Origin of the sequence: Laceyella sediminis (assembly GCF_003003125.1) — a bacterium.
In the GTDB taxonomy this organism is placed as follows: Bacteria; Bacillota; Bacilli; order Thermoactinomycetales; family Thermoactinomycetaceae; genus Laceyella; species Laceyella tengchongensis.
In genome coordinates this window covers 47,706-68,233 of record NZ_PVTZ01000015.1, presented here as the reverse complement: position 1 = coordinate 68,233, position 20,528 = coordinate 47,706, and the positions used below count along the sequence as shown (strand labels likewise).

The following is a 20,528-nucleotide window of genomic DNA, read 5'->3' as shown; positions in this document are numbered from 1 at the left end:
CGACCAACTCCCCGCCGGAAAGGAGTGAATTTTCAACTTTTTGTTCATCACTTTATTACTTCAGGAGGAATCAACATGAGAAAAAAATGGCTTTCGTTGTCATTGGTGCTTGTGTTGATCGTCGCATGCGTGCCCGCGCTCGGTTTCAGCCAGAATATCGAAAACCCTTCCATTTTCGATTTGGGCATCAAGCTCTATAAAATCGACGGCGTCAGCACCAAAGAACAGCGTTCAGCGATCGCCTCAACCGGTGCGGCGATTGAAGAAGTGGGCAAAGATTACGTCAAAGTGCTGGCCACACCCGCCGAAGCCAAGCAGATCAAGCAAAAAGGATTCATCACTTCTGTGGACACCTCAGTGACCACGCAAGACTTTCCCTCTTACGACTCCGGTTACCATAACTACAACGAAATGGTCAATAAGATCAACACCGCCGCTTCCAATTACCCAAACATCGTCAAAAAGTTTAGCATCGGCAAATCTTATGAAGGGCGCGAACTGTGGGCTGTGAAAATCAGCGACAATGTCGGCACAGACGAAGACGAGCCAGAAGTGCTGTACACTGCCCTCCATCATGCCCGTGAACACCTCACCGTCGAAATGGCACTTTACACCCTCGATTTGTTCACGCAAAACTACAACCTTGATTCTCGCATCACCAATCTGGTGAACAACCGCGAGATTTATATTGTGTTTAACATCAATCCCGACGGTGGAGAATACGACATCTCCAGTGGCAGTTACAAATCTTGGCGCAAGAACCGTCAACCCAACTCCGGGTCCAGCTATGTAGGCACCGACCTCAACCGCAACTATGGTTACAAATGGGGCTGCTGCGGCGGCTCTAGCGGTAGCCCTTCCAGTGAAACCTATCGCGGGCGCTCAGCCTTCTCCGCACCGGAAACCGCCGCCATGCGTGACTTCATCAACAGCCGCGTCGTCGGTGGCAAGCAACAGATCAAAACACTGATTACATTCCACACCTACAGCGAATTGATTTTGTATCCCTACGGCTACACCTATACCGATGTCCCGAGCGACATGACGCAAGACGACTTCAATGTATTCAAAACCATGGCCAACACGATGGCCCGCACCAACGGATACACCCCACAACAAGCGAGTGATCTCTACATCACCGATGGGGATATGACCGACTGGGCCTATGGACAGCACAAAATCTTCGCCTTCACCTTTGAAATGTACCCAACTAGTTACAATCCTGGCTTCTACCCGCCAGATGAAGTGATCGGGCGGGAAACCAGCCGCAACAAAGAGGCGGTCTTGTATGTCGCTGAAAAGGCAGACTGCCCGTACAGTGTCATCGGTAAATCCTGTAGCACCAAATGACCTTCCGACGGTCAACGCCGGGCTCCTAATGGAGTTCGGCGCATTTTTTGTGGGGAAGAAGCGGCGGAAAAATGGTTTTGGAACCGCTGGCCTATTCATCAGACACGCCCTAGTGCAAGTGAAAGTGGTAAACAACCTATGAAACCATATTGAATGAGGCTGGAGGCGAAATATGTGCTATATTGAAAAAAACGGAGGAGGGATCTTCTTTGCGCGCAATGGTCATCCAACGCTTTGGTGGGCCGGACGTTTTTGAAGAAATGACGCAGGCGCGGCCCACTGTCACGCCGAATTCCGTTCTGATTCGCGTCGCCGCCACCAGCGTTAACCCTATCGACACCAAAATCCGAGCGGGCGCAGTGCCCCATCTGGCTCCGCCGTTCCCCGCGATCCTGCATGGGGATGTCGCAGGAGTGGTGGAAGAAGTGGGGCAGGGCGTCACCCATCTGCAAGTAGGTGATGAAGTCTACGCCTGTACCCGAAACGGAGCGCTGGCGGACTATCTCCTCGTCCCAGCCGCTTCCGTCGCCAAAAAACCGCCTTCCCTCTCATTTGAAGAAGCGGCCGCCTTGCCCTTGGTGACGCTCACGGCATGGGAAGCTTTGTTTGACCGATTAAACTTGCAAGCGGGCCAACGCATCCTGGTTCATGGCGGAACGGGTGGAGTCGGCCACGTCGCCGTGCAATTGGCCAAAGCGGCGGGAGCCGTGGTGCACACCACTGTCTCCACTCCCGAGAAAGCCCAAATCGCCAAGGAACTGGGTGCTGACGCAGTCATCAACTATCGCGAGGAAACGGTAGACGAATATGTCAACAAATACACAGACGGCGCCGGCTTTGACTTGGTTTTCGACACGGTGGGCGGGGACAATCTCGATCGTTCCTTTGCCGCGGTGAAAACGGGCGGTTCCGTGGCAGCCATCGCCGCGCGATCGACGCATGACTTGACCCCGCTTCATAACAAGGGCCTTACGTTGCATGTCATTTTTCTGATGTTGCCCCTCCTCTCCGGAAAGGGATTGGAGCGGCACGGACAAGTGTTGCGCGAGCTCGTCCCCTTGGTGGAACAAGGGCGGGTGAAACCTCTGCTCGATGGCACTTCCTACACATTCCGCGATGTCTCTCAGGCGCACCAGCGCTTGGCTAGCGGACAAGCGTTGGGCAAAATCACGCTAACCAATGAACGGTTTCGCGCATAGGCCACCACACAAACAGACATCCCCCCTATAGGTGAGGGGGATGTCTGTTTATTTATGAGCCATGATTCACTTCACCCGGAGCACGGCCCGCACTGGACTGGCGTCCCCGTCCACAATCGGCAAGGGCAAGGCGATGAGTTCGTAATCCCCTTCAGGGACGTGGCTGAGAACGATTCCTTCCAATATGTGAATGCCTTGCTGATTTAGCGCATGATGCGCCTCCAACTCCTTGCTATCAATCGGATCGACCGAAGGAACGTCCACCCCCAGCAACCGCACGCCCCATTCTTTCAAGCAAAGCACCGCGTCGGGGCTCACATGAGGAATCATATGGGGAAACGTCTCCTTCACCTGCCAAGCGTCCGTGCGGATGAGCAGACGCTCCACTCCCCGCAAGTCATGGGCGGACAACTCCGCTTTGCCGATGCGGGCGCAATCCGGTAGATAGATGACGCGCGCTGGCCCCATATAAACGGACAAATCGAGTTGATGCGTTTTTTTCCCTGCTTCATCAAAATGATAAGGTGCATCGATGTGCGTGCCGGTATGGGTACTGAGTGTCAACCTTCCGACATTGACCGATCCGCTTTCATCTTTGGTCCATTGCAAGCCAAACTGATAGGGGGTATCCCCCGGCCACACCGGCATGCCATTGACAAGGGGCGCAGAAATATCATACCAATCCATTTATGCCACGACTCCTCGCTTGTTGGGAAATTGTTCGTATGTTTTGTCTGTCATGATCCGCTTCAACCGATTGACCGCTTCCCACACTTCCACAAAAGAGGTGTACAGGGCCGTCGGCGCCAAGCGGATCATATCAGGCGCGCGAAAATCGGGGATTACCCCCTCCTCTTTCAACGCTTTGCAAATCCGGACGGCATCAGGATGCACCAATGCAACATGGCCTCCCCGCCGCTCATCCTCTCGGGGGTTGGCAATCTCAAACCCCATCCCCGCAAGCCACCCATCTACCAACGCCATCAAGTAGTTGGTGAGGCGGAGCGACTTAGCCCGAATCCGATCGATGCCTGCCTCAGCAAACAATTCGAGCGATCCCGCTATGGGCGCCATGCTCAGGATATGGGGAGTGCCGATTTGAAACGCCCCCGCATCCCCTGCCGGGTTAAAGGTGTGCTCCATGTCAAATTGGCGCTCTTTGTCTGAACCGAACCAACCCGCCAAGCCCGGCAATGCCGGCAAATGTTTCTCATGGACAAACAACCCACCCACGCTGCCGGGACCGCTGTTTAAGTATTTATACGAACACCAGACTGCGAAGTCGACACCCCAGCGGTGAAACTCATGCGGCATGGCTCCGATGGAATGGCAGGCATCCCACCCGATCACGATTCCCCGCTCATGCGCCGCTTTCGTCACCCGCTCGATGTCCAAGCGCTGGCCACTCCCATATAAAACTGTGGGCAATAAGACCAGCGCCACCTCATCTGTCAACTGGCGAATAATCTCCTCTTCATCCAGCAGGCGGCCATCCCTGCTTTGGACTTGAATCAGATGCGTCTCAGGGTCCAACCCGAACAGCCGTAGTTGGCTTTGTAGTGCATAAATGTCCGAAGGGAACGTGAGGGCATCGGCCACAATTTTGGTACGTTGACCTTGTGGGCGGAAGAATGTCGCAAGCAATTGGTGAATGTTCACTGTCGTCGATCCGGTTACAATCACTTCATGCTCTTTGGCGCCGACGAGGGGAGCCAAGCTGCCTCGCAACGATTCGGCAAGGAAAAACCACGGTCGTTTTCCCTGCGTCCAACCGTCGATGCCGTAGCGTTGCCATGACTCCAACTGGGCATGCAAGGAAGCTTCCGCCCGTTTGGACAACAGTCCCAACGAGTTGCCGTTCAGATAAATGGTGCCTTCTTGGATATAAAATTCTTTGCGAAAGCTGGACAGCTCGTCTGTCTGATCCATTTTCTCCGCCCATTCGCGTGTCAGCGGATCTCTTGCCATGCGATCACCCCGCTCGTTAAAATTGTGTCCGAACATCCCACAGCTCCGGGAAAATCCGTTGTTCCAGTACCCCTTTGAGATAAGGAACCCCGGATGATCCGCCGGTTCCCCGTTTAAAGCCGATGATGCGCTCCACTGTCTTCATGTGGCGGAAGCGCCATTGCTGCAATCCGTCTTCCACATCCATCAATTTTTCCGCCAACTCATACAGCTCCCAATACCGCTGCACATCTTGATACACGGCCATCCAGGCGGCGGCAACGCTCTGGTTTGCTTGATACGGCTGGGTGACATCCCGCTCCAACACGGCGCGGTCGATGGAAAATCCCGCTCGCGCCAAAGCCCCGATCGCCGCGTCGTAGATGGATGGGGCGTGCAAAACCTGGGTCAACCGTTCCAGCAACGCCGGGTCTTTCTCATATATCCGCAATAGTTGGGCGTTTTTGTTGCCCAAGCGAAACTCGATTTCCCTATACTGAAAAGACTGAAATCCCGACGCTTGACCCAATTTGTCGCGAAACGCCAGATATTCGGTCGGCGTTAAGGTGGACAGCACATCCCATGCGTAGATAATTTGTGACTGGATTTTGGATACGCGACTCAACATCTTGAAAGCGGTGGCCAAGTCATCCTCATTGATCCGGGTGATTGCCGATGTCAATTCGTGCAAAAACAACTTCATCCATAATTCGCTGGTCTGATGGATAATGATGAACAGCATTTCGTCATGATGCTCCGACAACGGAGTCTGGCTGGACAGTAAACGGTCCAATTGAAGATATTCCCCATAAGTCATGCGCTCTCTGAAGTCGGTGACAATCTGTTCGTCCAACGTATGTCGCTCACTGTGTTCCATATCTTCGTCTCCCCGGTTCATCAGCTCAGCTTCCACTGACTCTTCGTTCTCCATCAACTACGCTATGCTACGCTCCACCCTATTTTACAATATTGGCAACATTCTCTCCAATCACAGGCGATGACACGTTAAAGCGGCAACGCTCCCCATCACGTCACTTGATCCCCGAATCCAGCAACGTGATTTTACATCGACCGACCGGAAAAAGCTGAATCTGGAGCGTATCGGGGTCCCGAAGCGCCAAAAAACTCCCGTCATTGGAAAAGTTGACGATAAACCCTTTCACCACCGTCCCAGCATATTCGACAGACACCATATCATAAGGTTTCACTAATTCCTCCAGCGCAAACGGCTTCTTCTCCAGCGGCGTCTCCAACGCAAACTGCAACTGGTAACGCTTGTCGTACATCTCCATACACCGCGCCAACCCTCTGATCCGGTAAAACTCTTGCGTGACGCAGGCAACAGGCAGCTTAAACTTCTCCTGATGCTTGAGGACGGTTTGGGTCTGGTCTGTCACTTCGTCCAACAACACTTCCACATGCCCCGACCGCTCTTTGTAGTCATAGATCAATTGTGCAAACAAAAAAGGGATCTCCACATCCGACACAAACAACCGCCGCAACAGATACGCTTCTTTTTTCCACACAGTATCACTTCTACTTCCTGTTCGTTCTGTCTTCTCTCTCCATTATAATGAAATGCTAGCCCAAGATGTCCATACTCCCTGCTGGTCCGCTGTCATTTCCATTTGCCCCATAGCCGACTAATAACCAATCCTCCCCCAATCACCAAAACCAGCAACAAGATCAGAAACGCGCTGAAGCGCAACAGCTTCATCACCAGCATGAGCAAAATGAGCAGAGTCACCAACGACCAAGTAAACCATCTCCGTTCCATCGCTTCCCTCTTTTCTTTCGCGAATTCCACTCCATATGGCGACCGCTTCCCAGCTCACCAAAATAAATTGAATAATTTGGATATTATCACTTAAAATAGGATTAGAGAGATATCCATCCAATGTTAGGGCGGGGAGACATGAACAAACTTCTTTTATTCACTACTTGGGATTACTGGAAAAGCTGGCACGCACATGGCTCGGCCATTCCGGCCTGGACTGAGGAGCATGCTGGCCCTTACGAGGTGTCGGTTGAATTTGATGCTTCCTGCATCGGCGAAATGACTGACAAAGGCCTATTTATCATCAGCAAAAAAAAACCGGATGCGACCAGCCAAATTCACCTTTTCACCAAATGGGATGCGTTAGACCTTTGGCGACGCGGGGAAATCCAGCGCCTGAATTGCTGGACCAAAGACCATGCAGCCCAGTTTGAAGTATTAACAAGCTTCACCTTTGATGAGATCCATGAACATACATATGGTGGCATGTTTATCGCCAAAAGACAAGAAGAAATCTTTACTTATCCCAAATTGGAAGAGGTATGATATGTTCACACATCGGTTCGAACAAGAAATCTTGCTCATCCAGCGCGATATCCAAGACTGCGAGCGGCAGATCGCCTTTCATCAGGATGAAATGCAACGCGCCCACCGGCACGGAGAAACAGAAATCGAACGTTTTCACAGGCAGGAGCAATTGCGTTGGGAACGCAAACTTCGCGAATGCACCCGTGACCTGATTCAAGCCGAACAACGCCTTGAACTGGCCAAACAAGAAGAAGCCGCTTTTCTCGCCCGTAACTCCGACGCCAGACAAGCCGGACGGAGCCGCAATACGTGGAGTTGACAAAACCCCCTTCACCCGCATGTGAAGGGGGTTTTGTCAACTGGAAGCGATCTGACCCGCTTGAGGCCAGCAAATAAAACATCATAGCGTTGCTTCTATATGCCTAGCTCCGTTTCACTCATCACCGTCTCACAGATGTGGCACAACCATTTTTCTCCCACTTTTTCTACTTGGCCACCTGGCGCATAGCAACATGGACACAAGTCGACTTTTTTCTTTTTCCCCACCCCGTCGCGATCCCAAAACGCAATAACTGCCTGTAATCTCACTAAGCCTGTCATTACGTTTCCCCCCTTGCTTTTCCTGGTATAATTATAACATTCTGACAATTATGGAAACAAGTGGGAGCTGTCATTTTTTGTAAGTTGCTGGATTCCCGCCATCGATGACAAAACCTTACCCCCGCCGACAACAAATGTGGTAAACACCACTCCATATGAAAATTGTTGAAAGTCAGCGAAATGTAGTAAGATGACTGCGAGAATCATATCAACATCATTTAGAAAACCTCAAAGCGGAGGAACGGATAATGGGTATCGCATTAATCACTGGAGCTTCAGAAGGCATTGGCAAAGAATTGGCCACACTATTTGCCGCCGCCGGACATGACGTGGTTTTGGTTGCGCGCGATCAAGCCAAATTGCACGCCGTGGCCCAATCCTTAAAAAAGAACCATCGCATTCAAGCACATATCATTGTCCAAGATCTCGGCCAACCGCACGCAGCAGAAACAGTGTATCGAACATGCCAAATAAACGGGTGGGCCATTGATTATCTGGTGAACAATGCGGGATTTGGTTTATTAGGCCCTTTCACAACCACCGATCTGTCTGTGGAAACCGACATGATTACAGTCAATGTGACCGCCCTGACGCAATTAACCAAACTGTTTGTGCCGCAGATGGTGGCATCCCGATCCGGCCGCATCCTACAAGTGGCATCGCTGGCATCTTTCATGCCGGGGCCGCTAATGTCCGTCTATTACGCGACAAAAGCGTATGTGCTCTCTTTTTCCGAGGCGCTACAAGAAGAGCTCCGCGGCACGGGCGTCACCGTCACCGCGTTGTGTCCCGGCCCCACCGATACGAAATTTAAACACCGCGCCAAGATGAACAACCCACCGCATGTGGACAAAAGCACTCTCGATGTCCGCCGGGTGGCACAGGCGGGCTTTAATGGCATGATGAAAGGGCAAACGGTGGTCATCCCTGGACTAGCTTACCGCTTCTTTATCTTCATCTGCCGGTTTCTGCCACGCGCTTGGGTCGCTCGCATTGTCCACTTTAATCAAAAGCAACGCCTGTAAAATGTGTCTGATGATCTTGCAAGCTGACGCAGGCAAGGCGGCGGAGACATCTTTTCCATATCAGCGCCAAACAAGGAACGAGAAAACGATGTTGGAAGCTGCCAGACATACTTATTTAGACACGACTTAGACCAAAGGCAGATCAGCTCCTACCAACAAAACTATATACTTTTATTCCGAAATATTAGATAATAATTCTAGTTTGATAATTAAAAACTTTCCAGTAAACTGCACAAGGAGGGTGCTCATTTGCGAAAGGTGAAGTTCAATCTTGCTCTTCTCGTTGCTTTCACACTGGTATTAACAGCTTGTAGCCAACCGGCGGCCACTTCTGCTCCAGAATCACCTGAGCAGTCGAAAGCATTGGAATTGTACAGTTGGTGGACCGAACCGCACGAAGAAGCGAGCTTAAACGCCTTGTTGCAGGTGTTCAATCAGCAACATCCCGATGTCAAAGTAACCAAGTCGGGGGTACCGGGAAGTGCGGGTACCGGTTTCCAAACGAAGATCGCTGCCCGCATAAACAGCAATCATCCTCCTGATGCTTTTCAAGTCCATGGTGGGGCGGAGCTGACCGCCGGCTTGGCGGCTGCTGGCAAACTGGAGCCCCTTAACGAGCTGTTCACTCAACAGGGCTGGATCGACACCTTTCCTGCTTCCCTTGTTCAAATGGTCAGCAAAGAAGGCAATATCTACGCTATTCCCGTCAATGTCCACCGTAGCAACGTGCTTTGGTACAACGCATCCCTTTTCAGCCGATACGGATTGAAACCACCAACAACATTTGATGATTTCTTCGAGGCAGCTGAGCAGCTCAAGCAAAAAGGGGTGACACCCTTGGCCTTGGGGAGCAAAGAGACTTGGCCTGCCACCCAGCTATTCGAATGCGTCCTGGTGGGTACCCTGGGTCCGATTGATTACAATAAATTGTGGAGCGGTCACATCCCCTTAGATGATCCCCGTATCAAACAAGCCTTCAACACTTACAAAAAGATGCTTTCTTACGTCAATCACGATCACGCCACCCGTGATTGGCGCGCTTCCGTACAGATGGTAGGCAAAGGGGAAGCCGCGATGACCGTCATGGGCGATTGGGCCAAAGCGTATTTATCCCACGAGCTAAAATTAAAAGTAAATGAGGAGATCGGCTTTGCCACCGCCCCCAACACCAGAGGAATCTTCGTTGCTGTCGTGGATGCTTTCGGGCTGCCCAAAGGAGCCAAACACCCCGACGCCACCAAAAAGTTCCTGGAAGTGGCTGGGTCGATCGACGGGCAAGACGCGCTCAATTTGCACAAAGGATCGATTCCCGCCCGTTTGGATGCCGATATGAAAAAGTACGACGCCTACAGCAAACAAGCCATGGAAGATTTCAAACAGAATCATTTCTCCCCCAGCCTCGCTCACGGATCGGCCGTTCCCCCTGCGTTTTTAACTCCTTTGAACCAATTGCTTCAACGCTTTGCAGCCGACGGGGATGTAGACGCTGCCCTCTCCGCCTTCAAACAAGCGGCGCGCGCAAAACAGATTGGCTCAACGAAATAAGCAAAAGCCAAAGCGATTCGAATTGGGATCGCTTTGGCTTCTTCCGCTGTCCCCATCGTTTCCGATTTTTATTATTTTTGCATATAATAATATATATTTCATAATAAAACCATTCTATCGCGCTTGCATACCACTTAAACTAGAAGTATACTGGATGTACCAAAAGGGGGATTCTAATGCAAAAAATCGCAGTTGTGACGGATAGTTCGGCAGATCTATCGATAGAATTTGCAAGAAAATTCAATATACACGTCGTTCCGTTGCGCGTCATTTACCAGCACGGCGAATACCGCGATGGGATCGACATTACTCCTGAAGATGTGGTAGAACGGTTAGACCAAGAAATCCCTACCACCTCCATGCCCTCGCCTGAAGACATGGCCCGATTGTTCCAACAGTTGGAGCAAGACGGATTCACCCATTGTATCGTCATCCCCGTGTCCCCCAGCTTAAGCGGCACATACAATACCTTCCGATTGATGGCTAATGATTACTCCATGAAAATCGATGTAATCGATTCCAAAGGCGTTTCCTGGATCATCGGCTTCCTCGTGTTGGAAGCGGCCAAACTCGTCCAGGAAAATTGGCATTACCAGGATATTCTGAACCGTTTGGAAGAAGTGAAAGAGCGTATTAAAGGCATCTTTATTGTTGATTCACTTGAGTATCTGCAAAAAGGCGGACGGATCGGCAAAGTGGCCGCGGCACTTGGTTCCATGCTCAACATCAAGCCAATCATCACCTTTGACCACGAAGGGAAGCTCACCCCGCTCACCATGGCGCGCGGCAAAAAGCAAGCGTTGAAGAAAATGTTGGAGCCGATCACTGAGCAGATCAAACAGGCCAAAGCAAGCATCGCCATCGTGCACAGCAAAGCCGAACAAGAAGCGGAGGCGTTAAAAAAACAATTGCAGGAATACGAGAACATACTCCATCTGCACATCAGCTCCATCGGCCCCGCCTTGTCCGTGCATGCCGGTCCGGGATTGCTCGGCATCGTCATCAAAGGCGAAGAATAGCTGAAGCCTTCTGCCTTTTACGAACGAAAGGGATGGTCAGGCCTACCTCCGCAAATCGGGAGGCAGTTCGTTCATCACTTCGCTCACAAATCATATCAAACCCTTTGACAGGGTTATATATAGCCTGAACCATCCATCTCCGTGAGAGAAAGGATGGTTTTTGTTCGTTCACCCACCCGCTTTTCAATCGAATGTCAGCCCCATTTTTTTAGATACCGGGTCAGTGTTTGCAACGGCCAGATCAAGGGGTAACTATGGTACGTCACATAAAATTGTCCCGCAAGCCCCGCTCCCACCGGATACCGCCACTGCCATGAGTTGGGCTGTTCCAACAGCGACAGCAAACAGGCCATTCCGCGCTCAATCACCGGAGTCGGCTGTTCATGGTACGAGATCAAGGCATCAAGGGCCCATGCCGTTTGCACCACGGTTGATCGCGGCAACCGGATGTAAGTCCGTTTCACATCGCTTTTGCAGGATTCTCCCCAGCCACCATCTTCGTTTTGTTTAGATACCAGCCATTTGAGCGCTTTTTTAATCATCGGCTGATGACGTGGCACACCCACCGCCGCCAGTCCAGTCAAAGCCGCCCACGTGCCATACAGATAAGCGATCCCCCAACGGCCAAACCATGAACCGTCCAACCGCTGATGGTGATACAGCCAACTCCAAGCACGACGCACTTCGGGCCGGTCAATCGTCCAACCGACATGCTCGCCCAGAAAACGCAACACTCGTCCGGTTATGTCTGCACTAGAGGGATCTCCCCACACTTGTTTCCCTTCTTTCAGTGGAATCAGAGACAACCACCGTTTATCCTTATTCTTCTCAAAAGCCGACCAACCGCCATCATCATTTTGCATCGACAAAAGCCAAGCCAAGCCGCGCTCCCACGCTTCCCCCTCGGCTCCTTTTCCGCGCAACGGAGACAAAGCGCTTAGGCTTGCTAAAGTGTCGTCAATATCGGGATTCATGGTATTACTACGAGAAAATCCCCACCCGCCCGGGTGGACACCGGGATTGTCACGCGCCCAATCGCCGAGGCGATCCTGTTGCATGGACAACAAAAAGCGGGCACCGCGTTGCCACGTATCGCTACCTTGCTCAAGCCCGGCCATTCCCAGGCTTTGCAACACCAATGCCGTGTCCCACACCGTCGATGTCGCTTCTTGAATATGTGTTCCAGTCGGTGTCGAACAAGCGAATGAAGCCAATCCTCCCATTGCGCGTCGCACGACAGGATGGTGTTTAGGAAAGCCCAAGGACAACAACGCAAAAATCATCAGATAGGTGCTGGATAGGTAACTGTACAGCGTGCCGTCCCCTTCGATTCGGCTCAACATAAAATCCCGTCCCCATCGCACCGCCTTTTCATGCAACTCCCGCCGAAGCGCCGCTTGTCGACGAATCTCTCGCATCGCCACTTCCAAACTCCACCCATCCGGTAGCAGAGCTTGATCGCTTGGCAAAGACGGTGCTTGCGGCAACCATTCATCAATCTCCTGTTTCCCCGGCAACTGGACGGAAAACCGTCGATCCGCCGCCAGGATGACCGGAGCTACATGCACTCGAGCGTAACCCACCAAATCAAAAAATTGAATCGGACTCCAGCGGGGCATCAAAAAAAACTCCACCGGCACTCTCATCCTGAACTCCCATGGTTTGTGACCAAACAAATTGAGCGTCACCCGGGTCAGACTCCCCGCACGGCTCGGCCCGCCTTGCTCCAACAAAAACTGGCGCGCCCGCTTCATCCGTGGATCGCTCGGATCTTTGGCTCCTGTATAGAAAAGGGCCAAACACGCCTCCAATGTCGCCGACACGTTCCCCTCCGACTCATCGGGATAGGTTTTCCATGTTCCCTCATCGGTCTGGTTGGCTAACAGGCGTTCAATCAAAGCCGGTTGTAACCCGTCTGCCTCCATCCCCAGCACTTTTAGCAACAACAGATAATATGCATCGGTCATCGGCCCGCTTTCAAAACAAAAGTTCCAACTCCCGTCCGCGGACTGGGCGGCAAGCAATTGCCTTTTTAATCTCTCCCTTTGTTCTCTGATCCGTTCTACCACGAACCTCCCCCCCTCTTCCACCATCCCTCCTCTCTAACTTATTCACAGAAAGCGAAAAAACCACTCACTTCCGCTTATAAGGGGTTCTGGGGCAAGCTGTGTTAAGGAAACCGCTTGCCCCTCTTGTCACCCCGGCTTAAGAAACAGTAAGCCGTTCCAGTCCGCCCAACCACTGTTCAACCTGCTTCATCCACCGCATTTCCTCCCATAAAGTCGCCATATTCCCTCTCTCTGTCCACAGACGCATGACTTGATCCGGGTCGACCCATTGCCACTCCACCAAATGGGGATGCTCTTCCAACCATTGTTTGCCCGTCCAAACACGCAGATATGGCGGAACCCATCCCCTGCGGCCAACCGTGGCCGGAGGGCCGGCGAACGGCGCGGGAAGATTAGCGGAAAGGCCCATCCATCCGCTCAACAACTGTAAGGACAAAGCATGCTTTTTTGGAACGGAGATAGCCACTTCCAACCATTCCCGACTCAAAGCCGGATACAAAAAGCGCAATCCTTCTTCCCGCCAAAACGGGGTGTAAAACAAAGCATCTTCCTCATTCAACCAGCTTTGAATCGGCCACAAGCGAGAATGGCGCGAACGCAACTCAAGCTCACGCGCAAGCAACTGTTCTTTGGCTCTTTTGCTGAACAGCGTCAAAGTGGGAAACAATGCTTGCGACCACGGCTGGTTGTTTCGCCACCGTTCCCAGTGAATAAAAAGCGCAGGCCTTCTCGCCTCCGCGCTACTTGCGGCAAAAACCGCATCATAACACAACCGTGTCACCCGATCATGCACGCATTGCTCTCGCCAATAATGAAGATGTGACGCCGCGAGACGAAAAGATGGAAGCCATGTCGCTGGCAGATTAGCCTTGGCAGTGGCCTCCCATTCCAAAATAACGCAAGGCACTTCCGCCAATTGTGAAATACGCTGAGCTTGCGCAAAAGCAAGCTGTGTGTCCTGTTCATTGATCATATAGGCTACCAACGGGCCGGAAAATGGTTTCAACAAGGAAACGGTAGCTGGCCCCTGTTCGCCGTCGCTAAGCAGTACGCCCATTTTCTCTTCCCGACGCCCCGGTTCACGCCAGAGCAACCGTTTCACCATCGCATCGTGCAAGTAAGACATCAGATCTTCGCTACGCCATTTCATCAGATGCGGTTGCGGAGAAGGAACGTCAAACATACGAACCCGGATGCGTTCATTTTCATACTCGGCCAATCCCCCGGCGGGAAGGCGGTGAATGTCACGGTAGAAAGAAGCCGTTTCCGGCAAGCCCCCGTGCAAATAAGAATCAAGCACCCGGTCGGAATCCACCTGCGCCAACACCGAACGCCCTGCTTCAAGCAGATCGGGCACCGCCATGCCCCACAGCCATTGCCGCCCCCGCCGTCGATAATATAAAGGGGATTTGCACAAAAAACTGCGATAGAAAAACCCTTTTCTCTGATGGCGGTTAAAGTAAACCAATATGAACGGCCCATCCATTTTATTTAAAAATCCATATCCCCGTTCCACTAAATTCGTCAATGCACGCCAAGCTTCAGCCTTGCACCCCTCGTTTAAATATTTTAAAAATAAATGAATTTCCGGCGACTGGCAGCTCCAAACCTCACCAAAAAACTGCACCTCGCTCCGGAAAAAATACGGGTCGACGATTCCCTTCACCACTTGCCCGTCATCCATGGCGACTCAATCCTTTCGCACGCGCTATTGCCGCACCTCTTCGCCTTGATGTTATGAAACCGCAAAAAAGCACAGCCAACTTTTGCGACTGCACCTCCCTCCCCTCCATTATATCAAATAAAAAAAGACCTATGAAAAGGTCCTCATCAATTCGCTCTATTCTATTATCTTCTCTATGTAACCCATCGGTTTTTGTCGGACCTGCTAGAGGATACGTTGCCAAGATTTATATCAAAGGATTTTTTCGTTTCGCGCTATCATAGAAGTAACAGTGGTAAAAGGGGGAAACGTTTCAGAGATGAATGGATGAATGGCTTGTGGAGTTCGTTCTTGCGTTCCTTGCAATCTAGTAATCAAAATGATAAAACATCAATGCCTTATTAAAAAATCAACCAAAAATATCGAATGAACGCCCAGCAAAGATTTTTACACCGTCTTGCACTTCTGCCTCGATCAAATCCATCAGCGGCAAACGGATCACTTGCCCGTTTTCTGTTTCAAGTTGCAGGGTTTTGACGGAACGCCGCGAATGATGATGAATATAGCAGGTGACCTTGACATCCGCGCACTGGCTTTTTTCCTTGTCCATCGGCTGATTTTCCAGTAATTCAACCTGTGAACGCTGTTTTAGATCCGACAGAAACGGTTGGACTTTTTCCATTTGACCCTCTACTTGTACCTTCAACATATGAAACACCCTCCCGGTATATTCTCTCTTTGTTTTTCTCACACATATTAATAAACTGTTACTGATACCAGTTTATAAATCTCTAAGACAATTTGCAAATTAATAAAAAATCACAAATGAGGGCAGGGTTTATGAAGATATTTGCCTAATTAAATAAATATCCCTCAGATTAGACAAACATATGCATTGGCAAGTTGCACATTTGCATAAAAAGGAAGGGATTTTCCTCCTAATCAACAAAATAATTTTTTTTAAAAACCAGGAGGTGAAGCTTTTGTTACCGCTTGATCACGAAAACGCCGCGCGGCTGATCAAGAAAAAACGCAAAGAACTCGGGTTGCGACAAAGTGATTTGGTGGATGACTGCTTAAAACTGCATGCCATCAGAAAAGTGGAGAAAGGGGAAATTGTGAGTGAGGATGTCATTATCCGCATTTGCAACAAACTGTCCCTCGATCCTGAACATCTCTCCGAATCGTATGAAAATGTACGCGATGGCGAGGAACAACTGAAGTTTAAGTTATTTGCCATCGAACATGACATAGACATGGTGGGACCAGAAGAAGGGTTGGAAGAACTTCGCAAGCTAGAAATCGACAATGACCACCCTTTGCAGGCTTGGCAATTGTTTTTGAAAGGCAAATACAATGACCGCAAAGGACACTGGAAGAAAGCCCAAGCCCAATATCTGAAAGCGCTCAGCATCATCAACCAACATCCTGAATTGGAAACGTCCAACCTGAAAGCTTCCACTTATAACGAGTTGGGCCGTTGCTGTTACTATCAAAACGACTTGGAACAAGCATTGGCATACATTGAAAAAGGATTGGAAGCCTACCATCCAGACCCAGACAGCGACCGCGATTATATTATATACATCCTAAAGATGTCCAAGGCCATTTATTTGGAAAAGCTAAACCGCAATGAAGAAGCCATGCGCACCTTGGAAGAGATGTGGGCGGACATCGGCAAGATCGACAGCATGGAAATCCGGCTGATTATGTACGAAGTGCATGCCCAGCTTCTCATCAAGCAACAATTGTATGAAAAAGCCGTCGAATATGCCACCAAAGCGATCCGCATGGCGCGTTTGGACCAAAACGTGGATCGGTCATTTGAATTATGGACAGCTCTGGGTGAAAGCTTCAAAAACGCCAATGAACCCTCCAAAGCGGAAATATGTTTTCGGACTGCTTTAAAATTAGAGAAAAAAGTCAGAAAAAAAAATATCTTGGTATCTACCTATACCAAATTGGGTGTGCTATACTTAGAGTCAAAAAAAATCACCCTCGCACAACAAGCTTTGGAAAAGGCCGTTCAGCTCGGGCAACGGACCAACGACGCATTGAAATACTGCACTGCACTCACTGCGCTGGGAGATTGCTACATGTCGCAGAAGCGAACGAATAAAGCGCGGGAATGCTTTCAACAAGCCCTTCATCTTGTTGAACGCCACGCGCTGAAAACCAATGAACCCGAGGTTCTGGTAAAGCTGGCCCAATGTTGCGAAGGGGAAGATCATGAAAACTACGAGAAATACAAAAATAGGGTATTTCAGTATTATGTGGAACATTATGTGAAAGGAGGGGATTCGACATGAAGCTTCGCGGCCACGGCGAACCACCTCAAGCATAAAAAGCATTTCATAAAGAAGCAGTCATGTCTCTATGACTGCTTTTTATACATTTATAGTATAACATTACCGACCATAGAAAATGAATACATCCTCACAATCTTTTTGAAAGCATCATGCAGAGCACCCACCTGGCAAAGCCCCAGCAGGTTGGTGGGTACTGCTGAAGGTTATTTCCGCTCAGCCAACTCCGTCCATTTCGTCTGCAACGCTGGTGGCTGATATTGCTCCATCAGCGCCAACAACCGAGCGGGGGCACTCTCGCAAATCACGATTTGCCCATGGTCTTTCGGAAAAAAGCCCTCACTGACCGCCTTTTGGATCATGTCCAACACCGGTTCATAATAGCCGTCAATATTTAGCAAACCAATCGGCTTCTTGTGAATGCCGAGTTGTCCCCAGCTCAACACCTCAAACACTTCTTCCAGTGTGCCGTAGCCGCCAGGCAAAGCGATAAAGCCATCAGACAGCTCCATCATCTTCGCTTTTCGTTCATGCATATCCGCCACTTCGATCAATTGGGTGAGTGATTGGTGAACCATTTCACCACGGAACAAGGCCGTCGGCATCACGCCGATCACTCGGCCACCCCCTGCCAATGCGGTTTCGGCCACTGCCCCCATCAAACCTAAGCGCGAACCCCCATAGACCAACTCGATTCCTCGCATCGCCAAGCATTTTCCCAATTCCCGAGCCGCTTCGCGGTAAAGCGGTTTGTTGCCGGGATTAGAACCTGCATACACACATATCCGTTCCATTTGCATCCTCCTCCGATTTCCCATCATACCTTGCTGTCTCAGTACTGATTTCTAAATTCTACCAAACCGCTTTCCGGTTGACAACCATAAAATGGAAAAACAACTTCTGATGCTTACACAACGAAACAAGAGGCGGAAAATTCCGCCTCATCCATGCTTCCGCACTTTTTTTGCCGCTTCTCGATACTGAGTCATATCTTTTTTTCGCAACTGCTCCAAAAACAGAGCAAGGGAGGGTTTGGGAAAAGCCTCTAGCAACCACACCCAGCCTTGGAAATCCACCGCAAAATCAAACCCCAGCATGCGTTGTCGCGGAAACGACGGCGACAATCTTTCTGCCGCGCGAATGGCCAACCGAGTCATCGTGTCCGTCAAACGCTGCACATCGGGAGAACGGATGTTGGACTCTTCAAGCGCCGTTTGAAGGCTGAAGCGGTCTTCCTTGAGCTTCTTGCGCTCTGTTGCTTCTTCCGCCATCACCACGATCATCCCCAGCACTTGCCATTCCACCTGTTTTGGTTCTATGCGGTGCGTCAGCACCCGTACCTCAAAGGGTTGTCCGCGCACTTCCGCCCGGGGGATGGCCTGTTGTAACAAATAGGGAGCTCTAGATTTATGCATCAACCGTTGCAACCGTGGAAACAATTCTTCCGTCGGGATGCGAACGGATTTCATGTCCATGCGCCATTCAGCCCATTGGCAGTCGAGCCTCCGCAAGCGGATCTCTCTTCCGCCTTCTATTCTGCCTGTCGGTTTCAGCACCAATTCCGGATACCGCCCCCACATCCAATGAAAACTCTCCGCATTCAACAACCAGGTCTCCGGCAAATGGTCTTCCATGATCTCGTCATGAAGGAGAAGCTGATAAGCCCCATCCCATTGAACCCCGACCTTTTTCAAATGCATCCTCCCTTTTCTATTAACCTATTAATAGGATATGCATCCGTTTGCTGACGGCGACGGACAGGCTCCCAGAAACAGGGCCTGATTTCTATGCGGCAGGACCACCAACTTCCAACCAGGTGAAGACAATGTCCCCAGTCTCTTTCATCTCAACGGCTGACACCAACAAAAGTTAATCTCCCAACCGCAGAATGATCGGAAGGGCTATCATCTCCAGTGTCGATAAAGACACCCGCTTGCCCTCTTTGATTGGCAGGTACACCTCATTCCTGCACTTGGGGGTCTTGTCCCTTTGACGGTCCATGTCGTTTCAGAAAAAGTAAGCCTCCGACTCACTTGATCCGTGCATAGGCTTGTCTCACATCGGGTCGTCACCTGAACCATGATGAAGTTTGAAAAAGCCACATGACAAATGAGGCCGAATGATCTGACCACTTATCCTTTGGTGTAAGCCACGTTGCCAGGGAGAATGCACGGGCGGTCGAATATGCCGGTGATCCCTTCTATATTTCAATGTAGATCCTCCCCCTAACTCTATTCCCAAAAACACATGGTCGTGACACATCTTTTCTGTGAATCTGCTGCCCTCAAGAAGCTGAAACACGACGCTACCTGGTAAGCTTGTCACGGGTGGTCGGTTCCGCGTTCCCCTCGGAAAGTCAGGCGCACCGGCACTTCTTGACCGGTGATGCGGCGATAGTACTTGGCGATGAGCGAATCCAACTCGCGCTCCCGTGCCATCTGCCATACGGCCGGATTGGCAAACACCACCTCGATCTGTTGTCGCTCCACTCGCCACTCAGCTTGTCCAAACCAAGTCGCCGCGGCAGGCGTGTGCGCTTGTTCGATCCATTTTTGAATCCAAAACCGGTATTTGGCCAAGACGACCTCATGGTTTAAACGGTCATATTGAAAAAAAAAAGAGACCTTCACTTCCGGTTCAAAGTGCTGTCTCACACGCTGTTGCAATGTTTGCCATATCTCCGGTTCAAGCGGTTCCCCCGCGTGGAGGTGCACGTGCCACGTCCGCTTGGCCTGATCCACCTGCACTTCTTTGATGCGGGCATGAGCCAATTCACGTTCCAACCATTCCGGCGGCAATCCTACTTCCGTAAACAATTGCCGCAACGCTTTGCGCCCTTGGTCCATTCTCATCCCTCCATAAGCGCTTCTTATCTTCATTCTAACAGATGTTCGCATGTCGAAACCAGAACACGTCGACACCCTTTACCCGGCCATGAAAAAAACCGCCCACAAAGGGCGGAACGCTACGATCTTTTTACCCATTCGATCTCATCCACATGGCAGGGGTGAAATGCATGACACTCGCTCACCCGGTTGTGCTTGTCATAAATCACAACCATCCGACCCGTCTGGCGGGCCAATTCTCCATACACGGAAACCGTGTGCGCTCTGGTTTCCGATTTCTCCCACATACAATCCATCCCTAGCTGTTTTAATGACCATTCGACATCGCTTTTCTCCCGACCTACCGGTGCAACTCGCATCAACTTCCGGCTTTGTACTTCTTCTCTCAATCTCTCCTGCCTCTCTTGCATGAAGCTTCCCATCCTGCGTCCCTCCTTGATCCGAATCAGATGATGATGCCTGGCCATCCCTCTCATCAAAGATCAACCATCGGCAAATTCATAAGATTCAGCATCATTCCGTCGTGACGTAAGGCAAATGCTTTGCCAAACCATCCCAGCGCTTGTGCAAGAGCACCCAACCGTTGCAATATCAAGCGCCCGTGGCGCGTCATGCGGCCCTTCAATCAAGCAATCGGTTTTAATAGCGGAATAA

At 50.7% G+C, this 20,528-nt stretch carries 22 protein-coding genes; 8 read left to right on the top strand and 14 right to left on the bottom strand.

The window, feature by feature from the left end; all coding sequences use genetic code 11:
• Positions 1–75 precede the first annotated feature (75 nt).
• Positions 76–1,350, top strand: a complete 1,275-nt coding sequence (locus tag CLV36_RS14855) for a M14 family metallopeptidase (RefSeq protein ID WP_106343194.1) — start codon at positions 76–78, stop codon at positions 1,348–1,350.
• 209 nt (positions 1,351–1,559) lie between these two features.
• Positions 1,560–2,549, top strand: a complete 990-nt coding sequence (locus CLV36_RS14850) for a zinc-dependent alcohol dehydrogenase family protein (RefSeq protein ID WP_106343193.1) — start codon at positions 1,560–1,562, stop codon at positions 2,547–2,549.
• A 66-nt stretch (positions 2,550–2,615) separates the two neighbouring features.
• Here the strand turns inward: CLV36_RS14850 and kynB are convergent, their stop codons facing one another.
• The 5 genes from kynB to CLV36_RS17460 form a co-directional block, all read right to left on the bottom strand.
• Entirely contained in the window at positions 2,616–3,236 is a 621-nt protein-coding gene (kynB, locus tag CLV36_RS14845) for an arylformamidase (RefSeq protein ID WP_054096097.1), read from the bottom strand.
• Complete coding sequence (kynU, locus tag CLV36_RS14840; protein ID WP_106343204.1) at positions 3,237–4,517, bottom strand: kynureninase; 1,281 nt, start codon at positions 4,515–4,517, stop codon at positions 3,237–3,239.
• A gap of 16 nt (positions 4,518–4,533) precedes the next feature.
• The gene (kynA, locus tag CLV36_RS14835) at positions 4,534–5,373 is read right to left on the bottom strand and encodes a tryptophan 2,3-dioxygenase (protein ID WP_054096098.1); all 840 of its coding nucleotides are present in this window, start codon (positions 5,371–5,373) and stop codon (positions 4,534–4,536) included.
• Between the two features lie 154 nt (positions 5,374–5,527).
• Complete coding sequence (locus CLV36_RS14830) at positions 5,528–6,022, bottom strand: hypothetical protein (protein WP_022735792.1); 495 nt, start codon at positions 6,020–6,022, stop codon at positions 5,528–5,530.
• 92 nt (positions 6,023–6,114) lie between these two features.
• On the bottom strand, positions 6,115–6,273 hold the full coding sequence (locus CLV36_RS17460) for a hypothetical protein (RefSeq protein ID WP_181353092.1): 159 nt from the start codon (positions 6,271–6,273) through the stop codon (positions 6,115–6,117).
• A gap of 138 nt (positions 6,274–6,411) precedes the next feature.
• Here CLV36_RS17460 and CLV36_RS14825 point away from each other — a divergent pair, with 138 nt between their 5' ends.
• Positions 6,412–6,819: a hypothetical protein gene (locus CLV36_RS14825; RefSeq protein ID WP_123827413.1), complete on the top strand. Its 408-nt coding sequence runs from the start codon at positions 6,412–6,414 to the stop codon at positions 6,817–6,819.
• 1 nt (position 6,820) lies between these two features.
• Positions 6,821–7,120 carry a hypothetical protein gene (locus CLV36_RS14820; RefSeq protein WP_102991832.1) on the top strand — a complete coding sequence of 100 codons (300 nt, stop codon included), beginning with the start codon at positions 6,821–6,823 and terminating at the stop codon, positions 7,118–7,120.
• A 95-nt stretch (positions 7,121–7,215) separates the two neighbouring features.
• Here the strand turns inward: CLV36_RS14820 and CLV36_RS14815 are convergent, their stop codons facing one another.
• On the bottom strand, positions 7,216–7,401 hold the full coding sequence (locus CLV36_RS14815) for a hypothetical protein (RefSeq protein WP_106343192.1): 186 nt from the start codon (positions 7,399–7,401) through the stop codon (positions 7,216–7,218).
• A gap of 248 nt (positions 7,402–7,649) precedes the next feature.
• Between CLV36_RS14815 and CLV36_RS14810 the strand changes: the two genes are divergently transcribed.
• The 3 genes from CLV36_RS14810 (at position 7,650) to CLV36_RS14800 (ending at position 10,990) form a co-directional block, all read left to right on the top strand.
• Entirely contained in the window at positions 7,650–8,426 is a 777-nt protein-coding gene (locus CLV36_RS14810; protein ID WP_106343191.1) for an SDR family NAD(P)-dependent oxidoreductase, read from the top strand.
• A gap of 249 nt (positions 8,427–8,675) precedes the next feature.
• Entirely contained in the window at positions 8,676–9,971 is a 1,296-nt protein-coding gene (locus CLV36_RS14805; RefSeq protein WP_106343190.1) for an ABC transporter substrate-binding protein, read from the top strand.
• Positions 9,972–10,147: 176 nt separating this feature from the next.
• Complete coding sequence (locus CLV36_RS14800; RefSeq protein ID WP_022735785.1) at positions 10,148–10,990, top strand: DegV family protein; 843 nt, start codon at positions 10,148–10,150, stop codon at positions 10,988–10,990.
• A gap of 194 nt (positions 10,991–11,184) precedes the next feature.
• On the opposite strand, the gene CLV36_RS14795 is transcribed toward CLV36_RS14800, so the two are convergent.
• From CLV36_RS14795 to CLV36_RS14785, 3 genes are all read right to left on the bottom strand, one after another.
• Positions 11,185–13,059, bottom strand: a complete 1,875-nt coding sequence (locus tag CLV36_RS14795; RefSeq protein ID WP_029071708.1) for a terpene cyclase/mutase family protein — start codon at positions 13,057–13,059, stop codon at positions 11,185–11,187.
• A gap of 136 nt (positions 13,060–13,195) precedes the next feature.
• A complete protein-coding gene (locus CLV36_RS14790; RefSeq protein ID WP_022735783.1) occupies positions 13,196–14,743 on the bottom strand; it encodes an asparagine synthetase B family protein in 1,548 nt (515 codons plus the stop codon).
• A gap of 388 nt (positions 14,744–15,131) precedes the next feature.
• Entirely contained in the window at positions 15,132–15,431 is a 300-nt protein-coding gene (locus CLV36_RS14785) for a hypothetical protein (RefSeq protein WP_022735782.1), read from the bottom strand.
• A 274-nt stretch (positions 15,432–15,705) separates the two neighbouring features.
• Here CLV36_RS14785 and CLV36_RS14780 point away from each other — a divergent pair, with 274 nt between their 5' ends.
• Entirely contained in the window at positions 15,706–17,031 is a 1,326-nt protein-coding gene (locus CLV36_RS14780) for a helix-turn-helix domain-containing protein (protein WP_181353091.1), read from the top strand.
• Positions 17,032–17,234: 203 nt separating this feature from the next.
• On the opposite strand, the gene CLV36_RS14775 is transcribed toward CLV36_RS14780, so the two are convergent.
• The 5 genes from CLV36_RS14775 to CLV36_RS17455 form a co-directional block, all read right to left on the bottom strand.
• Positions 17,235–17,822: an LOG family protein gene (locus tag CLV36_RS14775; RefSeq protein ID WP_022735780.1), complete on the bottom strand. Its 588-nt coding sequence runs from the start codon at positions 17,820–17,822 to the stop codon at positions 17,235–17,237.
• A gap of 147 nt (positions 17,823–17,969) precedes the next feature.
• The gene (locus CLV36_RS14770) at positions 17,970–18,728 is read right to left on the bottom strand and encodes a YheC/YheD family protein (protein ID WP_106343188.1); all 759 of its coding nucleotides are present in this window, start codon (positions 18,726–18,728) and stop codon (positions 17,970–17,972) included.
• A gap of 621 nt (positions 18,729–19,349) precedes the next feature.
• The gene (locus tag CLV36_RS14765; RefSeq protein ID WP_181353090.1) at positions 19,350–19,874 is read right to left on the bottom strand and encodes a PolC-type DNA polymerase III N-terminal domain-containing protein; all 525 of its coding nucleotides are present in this window, start codon (positions 19,872–19,874) and stop codon (positions 19,350–19,352) included.
• Positions 19,875–19,993: 119 nt separating this feature from the next.
• Positions 19,994–20,296, bottom strand: a complete 303-nt coding sequence (locus CLV36_RS14760; RefSeq protein WP_106343186.1) for a hypothetical protein — start codon at positions 20,294–20,296, stop codon at positions 19,994–19,996.
• A gap of 53 nt (positions 20,297–20,349) precedes the next feature.
• Positions 20,350–20,487 (bottom strand): hypothetical protein, encoded by a 138-nt coding sequence (locus CLV36_RS17455; RefSeq protein WP_181353089.1) that lies wholly within the window; start codon positions 20,485–20,487, stop codon positions 20,350–20,352.
• Positions 20,488–20,528: the final 41 nt, after the last annotated feature.

Excerpts from the sequence above, each read along its gene's own strand:
- CLV36_RS14820 (WP_102991832.1), top strand. The coding sequence starts at position 6,821 with ATGTTCACACATCGGTTCGAACAAGAAATCTTGCTCATCCAGCGCGAT.
- CLV36_RS14790 (WP_022735783.1), bottom strand. The coding sequence starts at position 14,743 with ATGGATGACGGGCAAGTGGTGAAGGGAATCGTCGACCCGTATTTTTTC.
- CLV36_RS17460 (WP_181353092.1), bottom strand. The coding sequence starts at position 6,273 with ATGGAACGGAGATGGTTTACTTGGTCGTTGGTGACTCTGCTCATTTTG.
- CLV36_RS14825 (WP_123827413.1), top strand. The coding sequence starts at position 6,412 with ATGAACAAACTTCTTTTATTCACTACTTGGGATTACTGGAAAAGCTGG.
- CLV36_RS17455 (WP_181353089.1), bottom strand. The coding sequence starts at position 20,487 with ATGACGCGCCACGGGCGCTTGATATTGCAACGGTTGGGTGCTCTTGCA.
- CLV36_RS14765 (WP_181353090.1), bottom strand. The coding sequence starts at position 19,874 with ATGGACCAAGGGCGCAAAGCGTTGCGGCAATTGTTTACGGAAGTAGGA.
- CLV36_RS14770 (WP_106343188.1), bottom strand. The coding sequence starts at position 18,728 with ATGCATTTGAAAAAGGTCGGGGTTCAATGGGATGGGGCTTATCAGCTT.
- CLV36_RS14775 (WP_022735780.1), bottom strand. The coding sequence starts at position 17,822 with ATGGAACGGATATGTGTGTATGCAGGTTCTAATCCCGGCAACAAACCG.
- CLV36_RS14815 (WP_106343192.1), bottom strand. The coding sequence starts at position 7,401 with ATGACAGGCTTAGTGAGATTACAGGCAGTTATTGCGTTTTGGGATCGC.
- kynA (WP_054096098.1), bottom strand. The coding sequence starts at position 5,373 with ATGGAACACAGTGAGCGACATACGTTGGACGAACAGATTGTCACCGAC.
- CLV36_RS14810 (WP_106343191.1), top strand. The coding sequence starts at position 7,650 with ATGGGTATCGCATTAATCACTGGAGCTTCAGAAGGCATTGGCAAAGAA.
- kynB (WP_054096097.1), bottom strand. The coding sequence starts at position 3,236 with ATGGATTGGTATGATATTTCTGCGCCCCTTGTCAATGGCATGCCGGTG.
- CLV36_RS14760 (WP_106343186.1), bottom strand. The coding sequence starts at position 20,296 with ATGGGAAGCTTCATGCAAGAGAGGCAGGAGAGATTGAGAGAAGAAGTA.
- kynU (WP_106343204.1), bottom strand. The coding sequence starts at position 4,517 with ATGGCAAGAGATCCGCTGACACGCGAATGGGCGGAGAAAATGGATCAG.
- CLV36_RS14800 (WP_022735785.1), top strand. The coding sequence starts at position 10,148 with ATGCAAAAAATCGCAGTTGTGACGGATAGTTCGGCAGATCTATCGATA.
- CLV36_RS14785 (WP_022735782.1), bottom strand. The coding sequence starts at position 15,431 with ATGTTGAAGGTACAAGTAGAGGGTCAAATGGAAAAAGTCCAACCGTTT.
- CLV36_RS14855 (WP_106343194.1), top strand. The coding sequence starts at position 76 with ATGAGAAAAAAATGGCTTTCGTTGTCATTGGTGCTTGTGTTGATCGTC.